Source organism: Streptomyces sp. NBRC 110028, assembly GCF_001417735.1.
In the GTDB taxonomy this organism is placed as follows: Bacteria; Actinomycetota; Actinomycetes; order Streptomycetales; family Streptomycetaceae; genus Streptomyces.
The window spans coordinates 99219-117800 of sequence record NZ_BBUZ01000026.1 but is presented as its reverse complement, the minus strand read 5'-3'; the positions used below and the strand labels follow the sequence as shown (position 1 = coordinate 117800).

At 70.7% G+C, this 18582-nt stretch carries 14 protein-coding genes and 2 pseudogenes; 13 read left to right on the top strand and 3 right to left on the bottom strand.

The window, feature by feature from the left end; translation table 11 throughout:
- Positions 1 to 556 precede the first annotated feature (556 nt).
- The 13 genes and pseudogenes from ASC60_RS15870 to ASC60_RS15820 all read left to right on the top strand — a co-directional run bounded on the left by ASC60_RS15870 (position 557) and on the right by ASC60_RS15820 (position 14144).
- Positions 557 to 1597, top strand: coding sequence for a LacI family DNA-binding transcriptional regulator (locus ASC60_RS15870; protein ID WP_055551336.1), 1041 nt, complete (start codon positions 557 to 559; stop codon positions 1595 to 1597).
- A gap of 518 nt (positions 1598 to 2115) precedes the next feature.
- Positions 2116 to 3760 (top strand): annotated as a pseudogene (locus tag ASC60_RS15865) (glycoside hydrolase 43 family protein).
- Positions 3761 to 3879: 119 nt separating this feature from the next.
- Positions 3880 to 4767 (top strand): annotated as a pseudogene (locus ASC60_RS15860) (PHB depolymerase family esterase); the annotation flags it as partial.
- Between the two features lie 238 nt (positions 4768 to 5005).
- Positions 5006 to 6052 (top strand): alpha/beta fold hydrolase, encoded by a 1047-nt coding sequence (locus ASC60_RS15855; RefSeq protein WP_055551331.1) that lies wholly within the window; start codon positions 5006 to 5008, stop codon positions 6050 to 6052.
- Positions 6053 to 6154: 102 nt separating this feature from the next.
- The gene (locus ASC60_RS15850; protein WP_055551329.1) at positions 6155 to 6715 is read left to right on the top strand and encodes an ABATE domain-containing protein; all 561 of its coding nucleotides are present in this window, start codon (positions 6155 to 6157) and stop codon (positions 6713 to 6715) included.
- A 114-nt stretch (positions 6716 to 6829) separates the two neighbouring features.
- Entirely contained in the window at positions 6830 to 7300 is a 471-nt protein-coding gene (locus tag ASC60_RS15845) for a hypothetical protein (RefSeq protein WP_159043273.1), read from the top strand.
- Between the two features lie 93 nt (positions 7301 to 7393).
- Positions 7394 to 8965, top strand: a complete 1572-nt coding sequence (locus ASC60_RS15840; RefSeq protein WP_055551325.1) for a multicopper oxidase family protein — start codon at positions 7394 to 7396, stop codon at positions 8963 to 8965.
- Between the two features lie 237 nt (positions 8966 to 9202).
- Entirely contained in the window at positions 9203 to 9421 is a 219-nt protein-coding gene (locus ASC60_RS15835) for an EF-hand domain-containing protein (protein WP_055551323.1), read from the top strand.
- 230 nt (positions 9422 to 9651) lie between these two features.
- The gene (locus tag ASC60_RS42225; RefSeq protein ID WP_199830968.1) at positions 9652 to 9945 is read left to right on the top strand and encodes a hypothetical protein; all 294 of its coding nucleotides are present in this window, start codon (positions 9652 to 9654) and stop codon (positions 9943 to 9945) included.
- Between the two features lie 153 nt (positions 9946 to 10098).
- The gene (locus ASC60_RS41685; RefSeq protein ID WP_159043272.1) at positions 10099 to 10275 is read left to right on the top strand and encodes a hypothetical protein; all 177 of its coding nucleotides are present in this window, start codon (positions 10099 to 10101) and stop codon (positions 10273 to 10275) included.
- Between the two features lie 54 nt (positions 10276 to 10329).
- A complete protein-coding gene (locus ASC60_RS15830) occupies positions 10330 to 10950 on the top strand; it encodes a hypothetical protein (RefSeq protein ID WP_055551321.1) in 621 nt (206 codons plus the stop codon).
- Positions 10951 to 11090: 140 nt separating this feature from the next.
- The gene (locus ASC60_RS15825) at positions 11091 to 11564 is read left to right on the top strand and encodes a DUF3592 domain-containing protein (RefSeq protein ID WP_055551319.1); all 474 of its coding nucleotides are present in this window, start codon (positions 11091 to 11093) and stop codon (positions 11562 to 11564) included.
- A gap of 345 nt (positions 11565 to 11909) precedes the next feature.
- Positions 11910 to 14144 carry a pyruvate dehydrogenase gene (locus ASC60_RS15820; protein WP_234356983.1) on the top strand — a complete coding sequence of 745 codons (2235 nt, stop codon included), beginning with the start codon at positions 11910 to 11912 and terminating at the stop codon, positions 14142 to 14144.
- Positions 14145 to 14234: 90 nt separating this feature from the next.
- Here ASC60_RS15820 and ASC60_RS15815 read toward each other — a convergent pair whose 3' ends face one another.
- The 3 genes from ASC60_RS15815 to ASC60_RS15805 all read right to left on the bottom strand — a co-directional run bounded on the left by ASC60_RS15815 (position 14235) and on the right by ASC60_RS15805 (position 18573).
- Positions 14235 to 15098 (bottom strand): RNA polymerase sigma-70 factor, encoded by an 864-nt coding sequence (locus ASC60_RS15815; protein ID WP_079038432.1) that lies wholly within the window; start codon positions 15096 to 15098, stop codon positions 14235 to 14237.
- Entirely contained in the window at positions 15095 to 15652 is a 558-nt protein-coding gene (locus ASC60_RS15810) for a carboxymuconolactone decarboxylase family protein (RefSeq protein WP_055551317.1), read from the bottom strand. The genes ASC60_RS15815 and ASC60_RS15810 overlap by 4 nt, the downstream gene beginning before the upstream one ends.
- A 113-nt stretch (positions 15653 to 15765) precedes the next feature.
- Positions 15766 to 18573 (bottom strand): DUF5682 family protein, encoded by a 2808-nt coding sequence (locus ASC60_RS15805; RefSeq protein ID WP_107097087.1) that lies wholly within the window; start codon positions 18571 to 18573, stop codon positions 15766 to 15768.
- Positions 18574 to 18582 lie beyond the last annotated feature (9 nt).

Here is an 18582-nt window from a genome sequence, read left to right as displayed (position 1 = left end):
CGCAGTCGGACGTGGCGCGATGACGCCGGAGGACAGTGCGTTCCGACGCGGTACCACCCCGGCTCCGGGGCCGAGCAGCCGCCATCCCGGAGCCGCTGATCACAGTGGTGCCCACGGCGCCGGCCCTGGCGACCGTGGAACCGTCCAAGAGCGGGGCATCGGGGTGTGGCGGCCCGGGTCGTCAGGACTTCGGGTCCCGCCTCTTCCGGCCCTTGTGTGAACGGTCACACCATCGCATGATTGTGGTGACGGAAGCCGAAGTGTCAATAGCCATCGCAGCGCGGGCTTTCCGGGCCGATAGCGCCATAGCCGGAGGCCCGGCGTCGGCTCAGGACGATCGCTTCGCGTGGCGTCCAAGGGGAGAGCAGGTCAGTGACCGGTCACCTACGTCCCGCGCCGACGAGGGGCCCGGCCATGCCGCGCGACGGCCGCCGCCTTCCCGACGCCTCCCTCGCCACCACTCGCGTCACGTGGGGGCTGTGATGAGTCGGCGTCCGTTCGCATACCAGCCGCTGCTCCCCCTCGCGGTCTCGCGCCCGGGAGCCGACACGGGCTGATGCGCACCCCTGCCGACGGTGCCCCCACCGTGACCATCCGCGACGTGGCACGGCTGGCCGGCGTCTCTCACCAGACCGTCTCCCGTGTCATCAACGGGCACGGCTCTGTCGCCGGCGCCACCCGTCGCCGGGTCGAGGACGCCATCGACTCGCTCGGCTTCCGGCCCAACCGCGCGGCCCGTGAACTCGCGGGCAAGGCGGCCCGCTCCCTGACCGTCCTCACCAGCGACACCAGTCTGTACGGGGCCGCCTCGACGCTGCGCGGCATCGAGGAAGCCGCGCGCGCCGCCTCCTTCGCCGTCGCCGTGAGCGTGCTGGACCGCCACGCCGTTTTGGACCGTACCGAGTTGCGCACCCGACTGGCACGGCCGGGCGAGCCCGTCGTGGTCATCGCTTTCGACGCCCCCGGAGCGCACGCCCTGCGACTGCTGCCCACGGACACACCGGTGGTGGCCGCCGTCGAGCGCCCTTCCGGTGGCGAGCCGGTCTCCACCCGGTCGCAGGTCTGGCTGGACGACCGGATCGCCGCCGACCGTGCCACCCGCCACCTCCTGGGCCTGGGTCACCGCACCGTGCACTACCTGACACTGCCGTCCTCGACCGCTCAGGTGGCCCAGCGCACCCTGGGCTGGCTGGACGCGCTGCGCGCGGCCGGTGCCCCGGAGCCACCCGTGGTGGAGGGAGGCTGGACGCCGCGCACCGGCTATCTCGCCGCGTGGGAGCTGGTCGCGAATCGGTCGGTGACCGCCGTGCTGTGCGGTAACGACGACGTGGCCGCCGGGGTGATGCGTGCGGCCCGCGAAGCCGGACGTCACATCCCCGGCGACCTGAGCGTGGCCGGTTTCGACGACGTGCCCGTCGCGGCGTTCCTTTCCCCCGCCCTGACCACGGTCCGCCTCGACTTCGAGGGGCTCGGCCGCACCTGTTTCGGGCTGCTGCACCGGCTGCTCGATCCCGCGGCACCGATCCCCGCCCCCTGCGACGAGCCCGCCCTCATCGTCCGCGAAAGCACCGGCCCGCACCGCGGCGCCGGCGGCTGAACCGCAGGCGAAGAGCCGGCCGTCGTCCACAAGCGCCGAGAGCCGGGGGCCGCATCAGCCGTCCGGACTTCGTTCCGGCCCTCGTCCGGCTTCGCCGGTTCGTTTGGCGCGAGAGGTGTTGACGTCTCTCGCCATCCGCCTATCATCCATGCTTGTCCGGGCAACCGATTACTGTTCGCTATTCCGAACAGGACATCAGACGGACAGGTTTGTGCCGGCCCCACAGACCAGCGCTGAAAAGACGTTATCCGGTGCGATGTGCCCATGCGTCAACGCGTCGCGTCCCGAGGGGAATCCCAAGGGAAAACCCAAGGGGACAGGGGGCGCCGCGGCAGCTGCGGCCATCCGAGGACCCGTGCACCGGACCGGCCCGCCGCCCCGCCGCTCCAGGACCGCTTCCGCAACGCGTGCACACCACCGGGCCTTCTCGTACGAGGCCGTAACCACACCACGTCCACCGTGCCGGCGCGTCATCGCTCCTGTGGCAGTCCGGCCACCACAAAGGAGAACGACCCTCCATGTCCTGGCTCCATCGCGAGCACAGTCGCCGCACCGCACTGGCAACAGCCACCGGGCTGGTGGCGGGAGCCGCCCTGCCCGTCTCCGCCGCCCGCGCCACCGCCCCGTCCCACGGCCCCGCCGGGGCCACCCTCACAGCCGCCGGTTCGTACGCGAATCCGGTGATCTGGCAGGACTTCGCGGACATCGACATCATCCGCGTCGACAACACGTACTACTACTCGGCCTCCACCATGCACTACTCGCCGGGGGCACCCATCCTCCGCTCGTACGACCTGGTCAACTGGGAGTTCGCCGGACATTCGGTGCCCGTCCTGGACTTCGGCCCCAGGTACGACCTGAGCGGCGCCCGCGCCTACGTCAAGGGAATCTGGGCGTCGTCCCTCGCCTACCGGCCGAGCAACCGCACGTTCTACTGGCTGGGCTGCATCGAATTCGGTACGTCGTACCTCTACACCGCTCCGGCCGTCGAAGGGCCGTGGCGCAGGCTCACCGCGATCAACAACGCCTACTACGACGCGGGCCTGCTCGTCGACAGCGACGACACCCTGTACGTGGCCTACGGGAACACCACCATCAGCGTGGCCCAGCTCTCCGCCGACGGGCGCAGCCAGGTCCGTGCGCAGCAGGTGTTCACCACGCCGTCGAGCGTCGGGACGCTGGAGGGCTCCCGCTTCTACAAGATCAACGGGAACTACTACATCTTCCTCACCCGCCCGGCGAAACGGCCAGTACATCCTGAAGTCCACCAGCGGCCCCTTCAGGCCGTACACCATGCGGCAGGTCCTGCTCAACCTGGGCGGACCGGTCTCCGGCGGCGGGGTGCCGCACCAGGGCGGACTGGTACAGACCCCCAGCGGTGCCTGGTACTACATGGCCTTCGTGGACGCCTACCCCGGCGGCCGGATCCCCGTGCTGGCCCCGATCAGCTGGACCTCCGACGGGTGGCCCGTCGTACAACTGGTGAACGGCGCCTGGGGCGCCTCGTATCCGAGCCCGGTTCTCCCCGCGCCGCCCCGCCAGGTCACCCCGCTGATCGGCGTCGACACCTTCGACGGCACGGCCCTGAAGCCGAAATGGGAGTGGAACCACAACCCGGACACCACCAAGTGGTCGGTCGACAACGGTCTGACGCTGCGCACCGCCACCGTCACGAACGACCTGTACTGGGCCCGCAACACCCTCACCCATCGCATCCAGGGACCCACCTCCACCGCCACCGTCCAACTCGACCACTCCGCGATGCGCGACGGCGACCGTGCCGGGCTCGCACTGCTGCGCGACTCCTCCGCGTGGATCGGGGTGAAGCGCGACGGTGGTGCGACGCGGGTGGCGATGGTGAACGGGCTGTCGATGGACGGAAATTGGAACACCACCGGCACCGGCACGGAGGTGGCGAGCGCCACCGTCCCGAGCGGCCGCATATGGCTGCGCGCCACCGCCGACATCCGCCCGGGCGCGGGGCGTCCGGGCACCTTCTCGTACAGCACCGACGGGGTGAACTTCATCCGCCTCGGGCCCTCGTTCACCATGGGCAACGACTGGCGGTTCTTCATGGGCTACCGCTACGCCATCTTCAACTACGCCACCCAGGCGCTCGGCGGGTCGGTCAAGGTCGCCCGGTTCGAGCTGTCCACACCCTGAGTCCGGCCCGCCCCCACATCGAACCCGTATGGACAGGGGAACGTTCCAGCCAATTTTGGGAGCGCTCCCACAGCCACAGAAGGAGTGGTGTGATGTCAAGGATCGCGTTGTGGCCCGCCATGGTCGCGGGGTTTCTCGCTCTGGCCCTGGGCGGCACAGCGACGCCCGGCGTCTTCAGCGGAAAGGCGGCGCTCACGGCTGGTGAGACCGCGACGGCGACTGCCGGTTGCGGCAAGGCCCCCGGTCTGACCAGCGGTACGCATACGATCCAGAGCAACGGCAAGAGCCGCAGCTACATCCTGAAAGTTCCGGACAACTACGACCGCGACCACGCCTACCGGCTGGTCTTCGGATTCCACTGGCTGGGCGGCACCGCCACCGACGTCGACACGGGACGCACGGTGGAAACGGGCACCTGGGCCTACTACGGACTGCAGCGGCTGGCGAACAACAGCACCATCTTCGTCGCACCCCAGGGACTCAACAACGGCTGGGCGAACTCCGGCGGCGAGGACGTCGCGCTCGTCGACAACATGATCAGCCAGATCGAGGGAGCCCTCTGCGTCGACACCTCACGGCGCTTCGCCCTGGGCTTCAGTTACGGCGCCGCCATGAGCTACGCGCTCGCCTGCTCCCGGGCGACGGTCTTCCGCGCGGTCGCGGTCCAGTCCGGCGGACAGCTCAGCGGGTGCAGCGGCGGTAACCAGCCCATCGCCTACCTCGGGGTGCACGGCATCAGGGACAGCGTGCTCGGCATCTCCGGCGGACGGACCATGCGCGACACGTTCGTCAGGAACAACGGCTGCACCACCCAGAACCCGCCCGAGCCGGCGCAGGGCAGCCTGACGCACCGGATCACCACCTACGCGGGATGCTCGGCCGGACACCCCGTCGAATGGGCCGCGTTCGACGAAGGCCACATCGCCGCTCCCCAGGACGGGGCCGGCGGTGACAGCGGCTCCAGGACCTGGGTGCCGGCAGAGGTCTGGAAGTTCTTCACACAGTTCTGAATCACCACTCCGGCGCCGGGCCGACCAGCCCGGCGCCGCGGTACGACGGATCCGCCGTGCCACACACTCTCTCGCATCACCGCTTCAGAGGGTGATGACTACCTACATATTCCGATCAAACGATGACTTCACCGTACGGGGTAGCCCTTGGGTCACCGCCTTGACCAGTGACGAACGCCTGTGGGACAGTCGGTCATCACAGAAGGCGGCTCACGAGACACCGGGAGTGACGCACATGATCGGCAGACGCGGTTTCAGCAAGGCCCTGGGGCTGGGCGCGGCCACCGTCTCACTGACCGGTCCGCAGGCCGCGTCCGCCGCCACACGGAGCGCGTCCGCGGCACCGACCGCCCCCACGGTCACCCCCGGAACCCACACCGCCTTCCCGCGGCTGAAACGGATCAGGGCCGGCCTGCTGAACGTCGGCTACGCCGAACTGGGCCCCGCCCACGGACCCGCGGTCGTCTGCCTGCACGGCTGGCCGTACGACATCCACAGCTATGTCGACGTCGCCCCTCTGCTGGCCGAGGAGGGCTACCGGGTGGTCGTCCCCTATCTGCGCGGCCACGGCACGACCCGCTTCCTCTCCCAGAGGACGTTCCGGAATGCCCAGCAGTCGGCCATCGCCCTCGACATCCTCGCCCTGATGGACGCCCTGGAGATCGAGAGGGCGGTTCTGGCGGGTTTCGACTGGGGCTCACGCACCGCCGGCATCGTCGCCGCGCTCTGGCCCGAACGCTGCAAGGCCCTCGTGTCGGTGGGCGGTTACCTCATCACCAACCTCCGGGCGAACCTGAAGCCGCTGGCGGCCAAAGCCGAACACGCCTGGTGGTACCAGTACTACTTCTCGACCGAGCGAGGCCGACTCGCCATGGAGGACAAGACCCTGCGCCGCGACCTCACCAGGCTCGTATGGGACACCGTCTCCCCGACTTGGGACTTCGACGACGCCACGTTCGAACGCACCGCGGCGGCCTTCGACAACCCGGACTACGCGGACATCGTCATCCACAACTACCGCTGGCGGCTGAGCCTCGCCGACGGTGAGCGCCGCTACGACGATTGGGAGAAGCGGCTCGCCGCACGACCGGTCATCGAGGTGCCCACCATCACCCTCGACCCCGGACGGGACCCCTTCACCCCTGCGGATGACGGAGCCTCGTACCGGGACAGATTCACGGGTGAGTACGAGCACCGCACCCTGACGGGGGTCGGCCACAACCTGCCCCAGGAGGCGCCCACCGCCTTCGCCCAGGCCGTCATCGACGTGGACCACCTCTGACGGGGCCTCGACCACCCCGTATACGTCACCACCCTTTTGACCGGTGACGACATCGCGGAATAGTAGCTTGTCCGGCCCGAAGTCACCTGCCAGGATGGTGCCGTGCACCTGGACCACGTTTTCGTATGCGGCAACCCGGCGCTCGACTTCGCCGCGACGCTCCGAGCGCGCCGCTCGGCGTGCTTCGAGATGTTCACGACGCCGGACCGGCTGAACGCGTGGTACGTGGAGTCCGGCATCGTCGACGCGGTCTCCCCCGGCAAGGAAACCGATGTCGAGCAGGCGACGACCGTACGGGAAGCCATTTACCAGCTGGCCACCGCCCGCCGGCTCGGGGAGGAGTACGACGGGGCGGCGCTGACCGTGGTGAACAACGCGGCCCGCAAACCACCCGCCGTGCCGCAGCTCACGCCGTCGGGGCGATGGACACAAGCCACGCCGGAGGAAGCTCTCTCCACGGTGGCGCGCCACGCCATCGAGCTGCTGAGCGGGACGGACGTTCCACTGCTCAAGGAATGCGGCAACCCCGAATGCACTCGCGTCTACATCGACCGCTCGCGTGGCATGCGGCGGCAGTGGTGCGGCATGGAGTCCTGTGGCAACAAGATCAAGGCGGCCGCGTACCGCGCCCGCAAGAAGACCGGGCCTGCCGCGTCCCACTGATCCGCACCGGACCGCCGCCCCTCGCGCGACGGCCTCATACGGGGAGGGGCGTACGGCTCGCTACCCCCTACGGGTATATTGGCCCTTCGCTGACAGGAACCGTAGGTGGAGGCGATGACCGTGCGGAAGGTCCGGCCGACCCGCCCCCGTAGGGATGGCGTCCGCTGGGCACGCGCTGCCGTCGTCGCCCTCTTCGCGGCGCTCGCCGTCCTGGTCCACCACCAGGTGGCCGCGCCGATGACGTCGACATCGCCGAGCACCGCACACACGATGACCGCCATGTCGATGCCCATGCCCTCCGGTGGGCACGACGCCCACCCTCGTGCCGCGTCAGCCACCGCCACACCGGTGCTCCGGTCCGGCCCGGTCCTGTACGGGGACGGGGCGATGGCCTGCGGCGGCGCGGGCATGGAGCACTGTTCCGCCTCGGGTGTCGACACGCTGAAGCTCACGGCGCCGACCGCGATGTCGTACGCCGAGCACGACGCCGCCCCGCACGCCGCCGTCTCCGAACGCGGCGTCTCCGGGACGGCGGAGCGTGCGCCACCCGACCTCCTCTCCGTCCTTTCTCGTTTGCGCGTTTAGGTCGCACCCCACGGCATCCCCGCCCGGCGACAGGGCGAGGAGCCGTCTCCGCATGCGACCTGAACGGCATATCGAGACAAGGACACCCCTTCTGTGAACAGTGTCAATCGCCGATCCGTCCTGCTGGCCGGACTGGGAGCGGCCGGCGCCGGTGCGCTCGCCGCCTGCGGCAACACCCCCGGTTCCGACAGCACTCCGGGTCTGATCGATCCCTCCGGTTCCGCGGTGACCCGCGTGGAGAAGAAGCGCCCGTCCACCGGCAGGGTGCATCAGCGGAGCCTGACCGCCGCACCCGTCAAGCTCGACCTGGGTGGCGGCGTCACCGCGAAGACCTGGGCGTTCGACGGGCGCGCCCCGGGTCAGGAGATCCGCCTCCCGGCCGGGGACACCCTGGCCGCCGAGTTGACCAATCAGCTACCGGGCAGGACCACCACGTCCCTTCACTGGCACGGCCTGGCCCTGCGCAACGACATGGACGGCGTACCCCCGGCCACCCAGCCGGCGGTCCGCGCCGGTTCGACCTTCACCTACCGCTTCATCGCCGACACCCCCGGCACGTACTTCTTCCATCCCCACGTCGGCGTCCAGCTCGACCGCGGACTGTACGCCCCGCTGATCGTCGAGGATCCGAGGGAGCCGCTGAGGTACGACGACGAGTGGGTCGTCGTCCTCGACGACTGGCTCGACGGTGTCACCGGTACCCCTGATGAGGCATTCGCGGAGCTCAAGCGAGGCATGGGCGGGATGCACCACAGCGGTATGAGCGGCATGGACGGGATGAGCGCGTCGCCGTCCCCCTCCGACTCCGCCGACGGCGGCATGTCGGCGAAGTTCATGCTCATGGGTGCCGACAGCAGGCTCCTCGGTGGCGACGCAGGGGATGTGAAATACCCCCACCACCTGGTCAACGGCAGGGTCCCGAACGACCCGGCCGTCTACACCGGTAAGCCGGGCAAGCGAGTGCGGCTACGGATCATCAACGCGGGCGCGGACACCGCGTACCGGGTGGCACTGGGCGGACACCAGCTGACCATCACCCACACCGACGGCTACCCCGTCGAGCACCGGCAGGCAGACGCACTGCTCATCGGCATGGGAGAGCGTTACGACGTCCTGGTCACCCTCGAGGACGGCGTCTTCCCGCTGGTCGCGATGGCCGAGGGCAAGAAGGCGAGTGCGATGGCGCTGGTCCGCACCGGCTCGGGCAGGAAGCCCTCCCCGACCGTCCGTCCCGAGGAACTGGACGGCCTGATCCTGAGCGCGTCCCAGCTGCGCGCCGCCGATGATGTGCGGCTGTCCTCGAAGAAGCCTGACCGGGTCCACCGCATCGAGCTGACCGGCGGCATGGACAGGTACGACTGGGCCATCAACGGCAGGAAGTTCGACATGCGCGCCCCGGACGCGCACCCTCTGCGCATCGAAGAGGGGCAGAGGGTGCGGCTGGACTTCGTCAACGCCACCGACATGTGGCACCCCATGCATCTCCACGGCCACACCTACCAGCTCGGCAGCACGGGCCCGCGCAAGGACACCACCATCGTGCTGCCCAAGAGGAAGGTGTCCGTGGTCTTCGATGCCGACAACCCCGGCCGGTGGATGCTGCACTGCCACAACGCCTACCACGGCGAGTCCGGGATGATGGCACTGGTGGCCTACCAGTCCTGAGTGTCCGACGTCCGGTTCGCGGCGGTGGGTGAGCTGCTGCTGGGGCCTGCGTATGGCCGCCATGGCCCTGCCCGCCGCCGTCGTGCCAGGACTCGCGTCAGGTAGGCGCAGGAGTGCTGGTGCCGGAGCGTCGCCGCGCCGCCGCCCTCCGCCCCGGCCGGTTGGGCGGGCTCCGTGGCGCTCCGGGCGGACGGATAATCTGGGCCCGTCAGCGAAGATCACAGAAGGGCGGAGAACATGGCAGACATCATGGAGACGGCGGCGCGCAAGGTCTTCGAGCGCTACGACGTCGACGGCGACGGCCTGGTCACCGCGGACGAATACCGCAAGGTCGTGGCGGAGTTGGAGGGCTCGGAGATCACCGAGGCGCAGGCCCAGGGGCTGATCGACTCGCTCGACACCAACGGCGATCGCCAGATGTCCTTCGAGGAGTTCTGGGCGGCCATGAACGGCTGACACCGCCGTCAAGCCCGAACGCCCGGCAGGCCTCGGCCGGGGCGGTGGCCTACGGCTCGCCCATGACGGTGAAGCAGAACGCCTCGTCGCTGAAGGGGTGTTCCCGATGGCCTCGCCCGCCGCCTGGGTGAGCTTGGGTGGGTTCCCCGGCCTGCCGCCGGGCCCGCCGGGGCCATCCGGCCCGCCGGTGGGGGCGGCGGGGGCTTCGGGCTCAGGCCCAGTGCGCTGCCGTGGAACCCGTCGCGGTCCCGCAGGTTCACCGTGCTGAGGCGCAGACGGCGGCGTCCGGCGTCACCGGCGTAGTTCGCGCGGTAGGTGGTGAGCCAGAACACGCGTTCCTCGGCCGGGACGCCGCCCAGGGCCGTGTCGAAGACGGCGTCCACGACCTCGTCCGGCACGACCCAGCCCTCGCCGACCGGGTCGGCGAGGGCGTCGACGAGCGGCGTGTTGAACCCGATCCCGTCCCAGCACCCCAGGTCGGGCTGCGGGGGCTCTCCAAGTCCATTGCCATCATGGGCAGATGATCCGCACGATGTCGAACCCTCGGCATCGGCCAGTCCGCCGTCCTCGGCTCCCAGCCCGCCTTCTTCGCCGAACTCTTCGACACCAGCGTCCGGTTCAGCGCCGTCGGCATCGCCAACAACATCGGCACCGTCCTCACCGGCGGGCTCGCCCCCATGCTCTGCTCCGCCCTCCTGCTCTGGTTCAACCACAGCGTCAGCGGCGTCGTCCTCTTCATCGCCCTCATGAGCGCGCTGACCATCCTCACCGTCGGCCTCGCCCGCGAGACCCGGCACACTCCCGGTGACGAGACCGCCCCGACCGGTCCGATCGGCCTCCAGAAGACGCGCTGAGCGGCTTCGCCGCCGACCGGACACCGGCCTCGCCCGGCCGGATAGCGTTCCTCCATGGCGATGCAACTGCTGCCCTTCGACGACGCCCTGGTGGACCGCGCGATCGAGCTCGCGGACCTGCCCTGGAGCCGGCAGGCGTTCGAGGACGCCTTCGCGCGCAACGGCTGGTGTGCCGGCGAGGACCCCGGGGCGCCGGGCGTGGGCTGGGAAGAACCCTGGTGGATCAGCGGGGAGGAGATGGTGGACGACTGGTGGCTGCTGCTCGGGGAGGCCCCCGGGTGCCGCCGCCGACCGGACCCCACCGTGGTCTGCGATCACCCCGAGTGCCGGACGGGCTGCTTCGTGGAACACCCCTTCGCGTACTTCACCGATCCGAGCGACCCGGAGGAGTGGGACAACGAGTTCGGCCCCTTCCACAGCCGGGCGGATGTGCTCCCCGAGGCCACGGCCGAGGACTTCGCGGCCCAGTACGGGCGGGTGTCCGGGATGCTCCGCGCCCGGCTCGGCGACCCGCTGCCCGAGGGCGCGTGCGATCCCCTCGGGGACGAGGAGACAGTGAACAGGTGCCTGGTGTGGGAGCGGGGCGAGTCCTGGGTGGTGCTGCTCGTCGCCGAGGACCTGATCACCTACGGCGCGTACGACCGGGCCGGCATCCGGGTGCGTCCCAGGACCTGACGCGGCGACCGGTTGACCTGCGGCATGCGGATGCCGAGGCCGGTGTGGTCCGGACGCGGGACCGCGCGGGGGGTGGGAGCACGGCGACCGGGTGCCTGGGATAGCGTCCTGTCATTCCAGATGAGCGAGGGGGACGCTTCGTGCGGGTACAGGTGCGTCAGCGTGGGCAGGCCAGCCGGTGGATCACCTTCGGGGTGATCGCCTTCGGAGCGGTGTTCCTGGTCATCGGGTTGATCCTGGCGGGGATGTCGGTCTCGTTCCTGACGGACGCCAAGCGCGCCCAGGGCACGGTGGTGGCGCTGGAGTGGCGGAACGACAGCAGCGGCGCGTCCCGCAAGGCGACGCAGAGCAACAAGCCCGCGGCGTACCCGGTGGTCGAGTTCACGTCGGCGGACGGCACCTCGAGGACGTTCCGGAGTTCGACGGGCTCCAATCCACCGTCCTACGACGAAGGTGACCGGGTCGAGGTGCTGTACCGCGCCGATTCCCCCGATGACGCGCGCATCAACGGATTCGTCTCACTGTGGCTGCTGCCGCTGATCTTCGGTGGGCTCGGGCTGTTGATCACGGGTATCGGAACGGGCATTGCCGTGGCGAGGCGGCGGCGTTCGTAGACCGGACGCGCCGAGGCAGGGCTCCCCGGGGTCAGGCCGCCGTGGCTTCCGTCGGCCGCCGGGCCATTGGTCACGTTGATCAATCGGGACCGTCTTGTCCCCCGGCGCAGTGGGCAATGTGCCCAGCCGGAAGGAGACATGTTGCGCGGAACGGGAGCGCTCTGTCTACTTCTCGCATCACACGGTATTCCTGGACACCAGGTCCAGGCGGCGGAGGTGGTTGATGTGGTCATGGACGCGCCCTTCTCGGGTGCCCCGGGCAAGGACCCGGCCGGGAAGGAACACCTCGGCACGCTCAGCACGCTGGAAGCGGTCGAGCGCCGGGTGCTGTGGCTGTCCACGGCCATGATCGACCATGCCAACCGGGTGCGCCCGAACCCCACGGGGCTGAAGGTCGGCGGCCACCAGGCGTCCAGCGCGTCAATGACCTCGATCATGACGGCGCTGTGGTTCCACACGCTGAGGGCCGAGGACCGGGTGTCGGTCAAGCCCCATGCCTCACCGGTGCTGCACGCCATCAACTACCTGCTCGGCGAACTGGACGAGTCCCGTCTGACGACGCTTCGCGCGTTCGGCGGGCTGCAGAGCTACCCCAGCCGGTCCAAGGATCCCGACCGCGTCGACTACTCCACCGGCTCGGTCGGGATCGGCGCCACCGCTCCCCTGTGGGGTGCGCTCGCGCGGCGCTATGTGGAGGGGCGCTTCGGCGGCGCCGGGACGGGACGGCAGTACTCCCTGCTCGGCGACGCGGAGCTGGACGAGGGGGCGATCTGGGAGGCGATCCAGGACCCGGTGGTGTCCTCCCTGGGCGAGGTGACGTGGATCGTCGACCTGAACCGGCAGTCCCTGGACCGTGTGGTGCCCGGCATCGCCGCCGGCCGTCTGCAGGGCATGTTCACCGCCGCCGGCTGGCAGGTCCTCACGCTCAAGTACGGTTATCTGCTGCGCGAGTTGTTCGCCCGGCCCGGCGGGGACGCCCTGCGCACCCGCATCGACGCCATGGGCAACCCCGAGTACCAGCGCCTGCTGCGCTGCACCGCCGGACAGCTGCGCGAGCGGCTGCCCGGCAGCGGCTCCACGGCCGGTCCCATCGCCGGCCTCATCGCGCGACTGGACGACGCCACGCTGCTTGCCGCGCTGCGCAACCTGGGCGGCCATGACCTCGGCGCCCTCCTGGAGGCGTACGACGCCATCGACGACACCCGGCCGACCGTGATCTTCGCGTACACGGTCAAGGGTCACGGGCTGCCCATCGAGGGCCACCCGCAGAACCACTCCTCGCTGCTGACGGGCGACCAGATGCGCCCGCTGGCCGAGCGGCTGGGGGCGGATCTGGAGCGCCCATGGGCCCTCTTCCCCGACGGCTCGGCGGAGGCGTCCCTGTGCGCGGCCGCCGCACACCGGCTGCACCGGCCCGAGCGTGAGCCGCGGCAGCCGCCCGCCGTTCCGGCCGACCTCGGCCGCCCGGCGCCCACCGGGACCGGCCACACCCAGCAGGCGCTCGGGAGGGCGCTGCTGGACCTCACCCGCCGGGCACCGGAGGCGGCGGGCCGGATCGTCACCGTCAGCCCGGACGTCAGCTCGACCACCAACCTGGGCGGCTGGCTGAACAAGGTCGGGGTGTGGTCGGCGACGGAGGGCACCGACTGGTTCGCCGACGACGCCGAGACGATCCTGCACTGGCGGGAGAAGCCGACCGGCCAGCATGTGGAGCTGGGCATCGCCGAGACCAACCTGGTGGGTCTGCTGGGCGAGCTGGGCGCCACTTGGAGCCGCTGGGAGCAGCCCCTGCTGCCCATCGGCGTGGTGTACGACCCCTTCGTCAACCGGGCGCTCGAGCCGTGGTCCTTCGGCATGTACGCGGGCGGGCAGTCCATTCTGGTGGGCACCCCGTCCGGTGTCACCCTCGCCCCGGAGGGCGGCGCACACCAGTCGATCACCACCCCTTCGCTCGGCATAGAGCAGCCGGGATGTGTGTCGTACGAGCCCGCCTTCACCCTCGACACCGAATGGTGTCTGCTCGCCGCGTTGGGCAACCTCGGCCGCCCGCAGGGGAGTTCGGCCTACTTGCGGCTGTCCACCCGGCCGGTGGACCAGTCCCTGGCCGCCGTGCCCACCGACCCCGCCGCGCGGGAGCGCCGGCGCCGGCAGGTGGTCGCGGGCGGGTACCGGTTGCGGCGCCACGACAAGCCGGTGGTGACGATCGCGGCGATGGGCGCCCTGGTCCCCGAGGCCCTGGCCGCGGCCGAACGGCTCGACGCGCTCGGCCATGGCGCCGATGTGGTGTGCGTGACCAGCCCGGACCTGCTGTTCCGCGCGCTGCGGGCCCGGCGCGGCCTGGCGGAGGAACCGGACTGGATCCTCGACCGGATCTTCCCCGCCGACCGGGCCACCCCGCTGGTCACCGTACTCGACGGCCATCCGCACACCTTGGCCTTCCTCGCCACCGTGCATCAGGTGCCGCTCACCACGCTCGGTGTGACCCGGTTCGGCCAGTGCGGCGCCCTCGACGAGGTCTACCGGTACCACGGCATCGACAGCGACAGCGTTCTCGCCGCCGCTCTCGACCTCGTCGACTGAGCCCACCCACTCCGGCCGCTCCCACGCCCCCGCCACCCGGCCCGCCCTGACCCAGCCGGACCTGTGTCCGGCTGGGCCGCCCGCACCCCTTCAGCGGGGTCGCGGCTGAAGGTGTCGCAATTTGTCCGGGTTGCGGATGATACGGATCTCCGTGATCCGGCCGTCGGCCACCTCAGCGCAGGCGACGGTGTCCGGAAGGCCCGCGATGGTGAGCAACAGCCCCGGCCGCCCGTTGACGTCGACAGCGTGTACGCGGGGATGGTCCATCGGCTGGGTGACGACGGCGGCGAGGAAACGGGCGACCTTGTCCGCGCCGCGCTGCGGGCGGAGGGCGGCCTTCACCTTGCCGCCACCGTCGCTCCACGCCGTCACATCGGGGGCGAGCAGCTCCATCATCCGGTTGAGATCGCCGCCGATACAGGCGGCCAGGAATTCGTCGGTGACCTGTCGCCGCACCTCGGCCGGTGTGTCGTAGCGCGGCCGCCGGGTCTGGACGTGTGCCCTGGCCCGGTGGCCGACCTGCCGCACGGACGCCTCGCCGCGCTCCAGAATTCCGGCGATCTCCTTGAACGAGAAACCGAAGACCTCCTTGAGGACGAATACCGCTCGCTCCAGCGGCGAGAGGCTGTCGAGGACCACGAGCATGGCGAGTGAGACCGACTCGGCCATTTCCACCTCATCAGCCGCGTCGGGCTCGGTGACCAGCGGCTCGGGCATCCAGGGCCCGACGTACCGCTCGCGGGTGGCAGCGGCCGAGGTGAGCCGGTTGAGCGCCAGGTTGGTGACCGTACGGGTCAGATAGCCGGCCGGGTTGTCCACGGCGGTGGACACCTGGCTGCAGCGCAGCCAGGTGTCCTGCACCAGGTCCTCGGCGTCGGCGACACTGCCGAGCATGCGGTAGGCGATGCCGAACAACATGCGTCGGTGCTGTTCGAAGGTGGTTGTGTCGATCACGTCCGAGACGGTACCGCGCAGGCGTCCGAGAAACCCTGGCTGGTCAGGCCGAAGGCGCTGTTGATTCGCGAGCGGTAGTTCTCCAGCGCGACCATGGCGGTGAGTTCGACGAAGGCGGCCTCACCGAGCCGTTCGACCAGGGCGGCGGCCAGCTCGTCGGTGACACGGGGCTCGGTCTCGGTCATGGCCTCGGCGTAGTCCAGGACGAGCAGCTCAAGCTCGGTGAAGTCCTCCTGGTGGTCACGCCACCGAGGGACCTTGGAAACCTTGTCCATGGGCAGTCCGAGGGCGTCGGCCTCCCAGTGTCCGAAGTCCATGCACCACGAGCAGCTGATCCTGGCCGCCGCGGCCATGACGGCGAGGTGCTTGAGGCTCTGGTCGAGGCGGTTCCACTTGGCGGCACCGCGCTCCTGCCGTACGTACGTGAGCAGCACCCGCGCGTTGTGGCCGACGGCCAGGCCAGGGTCGAGCACCTTGCCGTAGGTGCGGCGCGAGTACCAGGCACCAAGGCGGTTGAGCAGAGTGCGGGGCGGGGTGAGCGAGATCCGGGCCATGGCGGGTGCTCCTCTTGTCGTATACGGGGTGCCAAGGGTCTTCCGGAGGTGTGACAGGGGAGGCCTCCGGAGTGTGACATCCGGGCCTCCCGCGGCGTGCGGGTGCGCTGGGGTCAGGTGCCGCTCAGCAGCGCCTCCAGGGCCACGGCCGTGTCCGGATGGCGGCCGGCCAGTGCCGCGCCTGCCGGGTGGGAGTCCGTCGTCGCCCATGTCCCGTCGCAGCCCAGCAGGTCCGCCACCGCGTCGCAGGCCGCGGGGTGGGCGGCGAGCAGCGCGGCGCGGCGGTGGCCGTCCGCGCGTGGTGCGGGGTGAGGGGGTTCCGGCTGCGCCTGCCACGGTGGCACCCAGGTGTCCAGCGCCGTGAGACGGCCGGGGAAGATCCGTCCGGCCTCGCGGATCAGCAGGGGGGCCAGTTCGGCGCCGCCCGACCGCAGGGTGGTGATCAGGGTCGGCAGCCAGGGCAGGAGCACCGTGTCCGGCAGCCGCCCGAAGGCGTGCGACACCGCCTCCACGACGAAGCCGGTGAGGCCGGGGACGGGCTCCAGGGCGTGGACGAAGCCGCTGAGGTAGCGCGGATAGGCGGGCACCACCAGGGGGTTGGCCAGCAGCTCGTCGCACCTCGCCCGGAGGCCCGCGCGGGAGAGGTGTCCGAGCTGCTGCTGTGCCGCCCACAGCAGCGCCGTCTTCGACGGGTCCGACGGATGCGACTGGGCGACGGCCAGCTCCAGCTGGGTGCGGTCACAGCCCAGGGACAGCGCCAAGCCCTCCATGCTGAACAGGAAGCCCAGCATCGCCGCCACCTGGCGGACGGTGGCCTCGTCGTCGGTGAACGCCGTCGGCAGCAGGGTGCAGTAGTGCGCGTATCCGGCCTTGACGAAGGACTCGATCCACGGCGGCAGCACCGGCTCGCTGGTGCGGTAGTACGCCAGCAGCCGCCGCACCCGGCGCAGCACCTCCGGTGCCCCGTCGACGCCGCGCTCGGCGGACAGCACCTCCAGGGCGCGGGTGCCCAGCTCATCGGCGAGACGGCGGCCGCGCAGGTACAGCGTCGCGTCCTCGACGGCTTCGAGGACGGTCGCCGCGGTGGCCCGGGGGCCGTACGCCGCGCGGCGAAGGCGCTGCTCCAGGACCTGCTCGATGCTGACGCCCTCGTAGCCCAGCTCGATGAGCGCGCGCTGATGGGTGCCCAGCGCCACGTCCCAGGACTCCTGGATGGGCCGCTCCCCCAGGGTCCGCTCGCCCATGATCGGACGGGCGGTGCCGTGCGGCATCAGATGGCGCAGGATCCACAGCACGTCGGAGCACTGCTGGAGCTCCGGCCGGGAGGCGATGTCCAGCAGCGCCCGCTGCACGCCGCGCTGCTGGAGCTTCAGGTTCAGCGGCGCGAGCCGGTCGTGCACGTCGCGGGCCAGCGGTGGCAGCGCGTCGTAGCCGACCTTCCCGATCCGGTCACCGCCCATCATGATCTCCACGAGGCGGCGCACATCGCGCCGGCCGGGCACGGTGTCCTTCTCGATGCAGGTGACGGCCGCGTCCTGGAAGTCGTACGGCGTGGGCTTGGCCCGGTCGCGCATCCCGGCCAGGAGGATCGACGTCTCGAACACGGCGATGGCGTCGGCGGTGGAGGCGAGATAGCCGTTACGGCGGGCGGCGCGCACGATCTCCACCGACCAGCCGAGCAGTTCGGTCTCGTCCAGCCGGTCCAGGACGGGCGGTTGCCGCAGGAAGCCGGTCAGCTTGTCGGAGGCCGGCGCCGGGGTGGTGGGCGCGGGCGCGGCCGTGTGCTTCCGGGGCTTGGTCTTCTTCGTCCCCGCCTGTCCCGCCAGGCGGTACGGCTCCACCCCGGTGCGCTTGACGTTCTTCGCCCAGACCGTCGCGGCGATCGACACCGAACCGGCGGCCAGGCCGAACTGCGCCTCGATCGCCGCGTGGCTGGACGGGATCAGGCCGTACTGCCATGTGGTGGCGGTGCGCGGACTGATCCGGTAGGTGTCGGCGCCGTGGACACCGAACTCCGCGACACGGCTGGCGGCGTGGAACGCGCCGCAGACGTAGAGGCAGTCCGCGGGATCGGTGCCGGTCGCGGCCAGGTGCTCACGCATCCTGGTCCACATGTGGCGCTCGCGGTCCTCGTCCACGCGCACCCGGTGCGGATCGCCGGGCGCGAGGCGCCGGAAGAGGCTGCCGATCAGGAACATGACCTGGCGGTAGGTGTCGTGGTCGCCGTCGCCGAGCGGCAGCTCGACGTACTGGTGCCACCACTCCGACCAGTGCCGCACCTTGCCGTGGCGCAGCAGGTGCTCCTCCAACTGCGCGAAGCGCGGCCGCAGGTCGCCGATCTCCACGCCGAGCGCGTCGCCGTGCAGCGCGGCCTCTTCGCCGGCGGCGGGCGCACCCGGCTCCCCCGCGTCGGCGCCGGGCTCCTCGGGGGGCGTGGCGCGCTTGTCCCACTGGAAGACGTGGTCCGAGGAACGGTCGACGAGGACCAGCTCGACGCCGGGGGTGTCCAGCGCGTAGGCGATCGCCTGGTACTCGGCCGAGGCCTCGGTGACCGGTGCGACCACCGACAGCGGGGACCATTCGGCCGGGAAGCCGTCGACGTCGCTCGCGAACCCCTGGACCGCCACCGGGAGGCGGCAGTTGCGCAGCTCGGTCAGCAGCGGCGCCATGTCCTCGCACAGCTCCAGGTACACGACCTTCGGCTGCTTCTGGCGCAGACGGCGGGCCATCGCGATCGCCGAGGCGGGCGAATGATGGCAGACGGGGAAGATCTCCAGTGGCTCGCCCGCCGCGCGGTCGACGTCGTCGACGAGACCGAGGAGGATGTCCTCCAGGGCGTCGGGCCCGTCGGCGAACGTCGCGGCGGCCTCCCGCATCTGCGCGCGCAGGGCTTCGAAGGTCCCCCGGTGCGTGCCGCTCATGACGGGGCG